Source organism: Devosia sp. (genome assembly GCF_034675085.1).
Taxonomy (GTDB): Bacteria; Pseudomonadota; Alphaproteobacteria; order Rhizobiales; family Devosiaceae; genus Devosia.
Window position 1 is genome coordinate 1 of record NZ_JAUCDN010000322.1, and the last position, 3,646, is coordinate 3,646.

General features: G+C 66.2%; 3 protein-coding genes and 1 pseudogene. All 4 read right to left on the reverse strand.

The genetic code is table 11. The features are described from left to right. A partial coding sequence (locus VDP82_RS15580) for an amidohydrolase family protein (protein WP_323015745.1) occupies positions 1–1,139 on the reverse strand: 1,139 nt, incomplete at its 3' end. A 24-nt stretch (positions 1,140–1,163) separates the two neighbouring features. Next, positions 1,164–2,108, reverse strand: coding sequence for an ABC transporter permease (locus VDP82_RS15585; RefSeq protein ID WP_323015746.1), 945 nt, complete (start codon positions 2,106–2,108; stop codon positions 1,164–1,166). A gap of 2 nt (positions 2,109–2,110) precedes the next feature. Beyond that, positions 2,111–3,193 (reverse strand): ABC transporter permease, encoded by a 1,083-nt coding sequence (locus VDP82_RS15590; RefSeq protein WP_323015747.1) that lies wholly within the window; start codon positions 3,191–3,193, stop codon positions 2,111–2,113. A gap of 190 nt (positions 3,194–3,383) precedes the next feature. Further along, a pseudogene (locus VDP82_RS15595) lies at positions 3,384–3,646 on the reverse strand (ABC transporter ATP-binding protein); the annotation flags it as partial.

Genomic DNA, 3,646 nt, shown 5'->3' on the forward strand with positions numbered 1-3,646 from the left:
GCGTCGTCGGCCTGGAGCAGCACCATGTCGGCCTTGCAGCCCACATCGAGCCCATAGCCCTCCAGATTGAGGATTTTCGCCGGGCCGGTGGTGACGGCGGCAAAGCATTGCCGCATGGCCTCGCGGCTGGTCATCTGCGCCACGTGCAGGCCCATATTGGCCACTTCCAGCATGTCGGCCTGGCCCAGCGAATACCAGGGGTCCATCATGCAATCCTGCCCAAAGGCGCAGGTGATGTCATAGGCCAGCATTTCGGGAATGCGCGTCATGCCACGGCGCTTGGGATAGGTGTCGTGCCGCCCCTGGATGCCGATATTGATATTGGGGTTGGCAATGGCCGCCACCCCGGCCTCCGCCATCATCGGCAGCAGCTTGGAGACATAGTAATTGTCCATGGAATGCATGGAGGTCAGGTGCGAGCCGGCGACGCGCCCGCCCAGCCCCAGGCGCTGGGTCTCATAGGTCAGCGTCTCGATATGCCGGCTGAGGGGATCGTCGGTCTCGTCGCAATGGATATCGACCAGCAGACCGCGCTCGGCGGCAATCTCGCACAGCGCCGTGACGCTTTTCGCCCCATCGCCCATGGTGCGCTCGAAATGGGGAATGCCACCCACTACATCGACGCCCATGTCCAGCGCCCGGTTGAGCAGGTCCACCGCGCCGGGATAACGGTAATAGCCATCCTGCGGGAAGGCGACCAATTGCAGATCGATATAGGGGGCGACCCGGCTCTTCACTTCCAGCAGCGCCTCGACGCCCAGGAGGCGCGGGTCGCACACATCCACATGGGTGCGGATGGCGAGCAGGCCCTGGGCGGCGGCAAGGTCGCAATAGGCCAGCGCCCGCTCGATCACCGCCTCATGGGTGAGAAGCGGCTTGAGTTCCCCCCAGATGCGGATACCTTCGAGCAGCAGCCCGCTTTCATTATGGCGCGGCAGGCCCAAAGACAGGGTGGCATCCATATGGAAGTGGCAATCGACAAAGGGCGGCGACACCAATTGCCCGCCGGCATCGATCACCTCGCCCGCCTCGCCCCCGAGATGGGCCTCCACCGCCGCGATGCGCCCCTCGCGCACGCCGATATCGAGCCCGCTGCGCCCATCGGGCAGGCTGGCATTGGTGATTTTGAGATCGAACATGGGAGCCTCTTAAACCGATGAAAACTAGTGCCGCTGGCCCTTGAACCAGGGATGAAGCAGCGCGCGGGGATAGTCGGCGCGGCGCGCCACCAGCACCAGCGCCAGGATGGAGAGCAGATAAGGCAGCATCAGGAACACCTGCCCCGGCACCACCGACCCGATTTCGGCTTGCAGCCGGATCTGGAAGGCGTCGAACGCCCCGAACAGCAAAGCCCCCAGCAGCGCCTTGCCCGGCTGCCAGGACGCGAACACCACCAGCGCGATGCAGATCCAGCCGCGCCCATTGACCATGCCGAAAAAGAAGGCGTCGAACGCCGACATGGTGAGGAACGCGCCCCCCAGCGCCATCAGCGCCGAGCCGGTCACCACCGCCCCGATGCGCAGCGCCCGCACCGAAAGCCCCTGCGCCTCAACCGCTGCCGGATTGTCGCCCACGGCGCGAATGGCCAGCCCCAGCGGGGTGCGATAGAGCACAAAGGCCACCACGCCCACCAGCACCAGCGCCAGCATGGTCATCGCCGTCTGCTGGAACAGCGCCGGCCCGATAAAGGGCAGGTCGGACAGGCCCGGAATATTGAGCGGCTGGAACGGCACGATGCGCGGCGGCGAGGTGACGTTGGGCAGCGCCGTGCGATAGGTGAAATAGCTGGCGCTGGTGGCGAGCAGGGTGATGCCGATGCCCGAAACATGCTGGGAGAGGCCCAGCACCACGGTCAAGATGGCATGCAGCAGCCCGAACAGGCCCCCGGCCAGCGCCGCAACCAGCACGCCCAGCCACAGGCTCGCACCCAGATAGACGGCCAGCCACCCGGCCATGGCCCCGGCCACGAATATGCCCTCGATGCCCAGATTGAGCACGCCCGAGCGCTCGCAGATCAGCGCGCCGAGCACGCCGAAAATCAGCGGCGTGGCGATGCGCAGGGCGGCGGCCCAGAAATTGGCCGAGAGCAGAATGTCGATCACTTCCATGGTCAGGCTCCCGCCGTCTTTTTTTCCGCCTTCTCATAACGCAGGCGGAAGCGCAGGAAGAACCCGCCCACCAGCACGCTCAGCAGCGACAGCGCCACCACCAGATCGGCCAGATAGCTGGAAATGCCGGTGGCCCGGCTCATCGAATCCGCCCCCACGAACACGGCGGCGACGAACAGCGCCGCGAACACCGAGCCGATGGGCGAGAGCCCGGCCAGCATGGCCACCACGATGCCCGAATAGCCAAAGCCCGGCGACAGATCGGCCGAGAGATACCCCTTGACCCCCGCCACTTCTCCCACCCCGGCCAGACCGGCGAGCCCCCCCGAGATCAGCGCCACCTTGAGCATGGTGGCATCCACACGAATGCCGGCAAAGCGCGCCGCCGCCTTGTTTTCGCCCACGGCGCGGATTTCGAAGCCCAGCACGCTCTTGCGCACCAGCACCCACAGCACCAGCGCCGCCGCCACCCCGACGATCAGGCCGAAATGCATGCGCAGGCGCGGCATCAGCTTGGGGTAATGGGCTTCGGCGATCAGCGGCACCGATTGCGGCCAGCCCAGCGCCATGGGGTCTTTGAGCACCCCTTCCACCAGCATCTGGATGAAGAGGATGACGATGAAATTGAGCAAAAGCGTCGTCACCACCTCGTCGGCGCCGAAGCGTTGCTTCAAAAAGGCCGGCACCACCATCATCAGCCCGCCGGCGAGGAAGCCGGCGATCATGATGATCGGGATCATCAGCATGGGCGGCAGATGCACCAGCCCGCTGCCCACCACCACCGCAGCCAGCGCCCCGATATAAAGCTGGCCCTCGGCCCCGATATTCCAGAGCCGCGCCCGGAAGGCCACGGCGGCCGCGAGACCGGTGAGGATCAGCGGCGTCGCCCGGTTGAGCGTTTCGGAAAAGGCGAACATGGAGCCGAAGGCCCCCTGCACGATCAGCCCATAGGCTTGGAGCGGCGAGCGCCCCGCCGCCAGCACCGGAATGGCCACCAGCAAGAGGCCCGCCAGCCCCGCCAGCAGCGAGACGGTGATTTTCAGGCTCATCGGCGCGTTGGCGCGCGGCTCCAGACGCCAGCTCATGCCCGTGCCTCCCGCGCTTCAAGGGACGTGTTTGGCATGGGCGCTTCCAACCCACCGGCGCTGCCCCCGGACCTGATCCGGGGGCAACTCAGGGCAAGCGCATGAGCCGATATGGCTCCCGCCGATCCGGCCCACGGGTCGAGCCCGTGGGCAGCGCCGGTGAATGGGGAAACAAGGCGCCAAAGCGTCATCAGCGAACACTCCCCACTTCATCCGGGGTCTGCCCCGCCATCATCAAGCCCACAAGGCTGCGGTCGAGATGCTCGGAAAGCCCCGCATCCATCACCTCGCCGCCATGCACGACGAGAAACCGGTCGGCCAGGGCAAACAATTCGTCCAGATCCTCGGAAATCACCATCACTGCCGCGCCCCCGTCGCGCGCCGAAACGATCCGTCGGTGCACCTCGGCCTGCGCGCCCACATCCAGCCCGCGCGTCGGCTGGTTGGCCAGGA

Coding starts and splice junctions, on each gene's coding strand:
- VDP82_RS15585 (WP_323015746.1), bottom strand. CDS start 2,108: ATGGAAGTGATCGACATTCTGCTCTCGGCCAATTTCTGGGCCGCCGCC.
- VDP82_RS15590 (WP_323015747.1), bottom strand. CDS start 3,193: ATGAGCTGGCGTCTGGAGCCGCGCGCCAACGCGCCGATGAGCCTGAAA.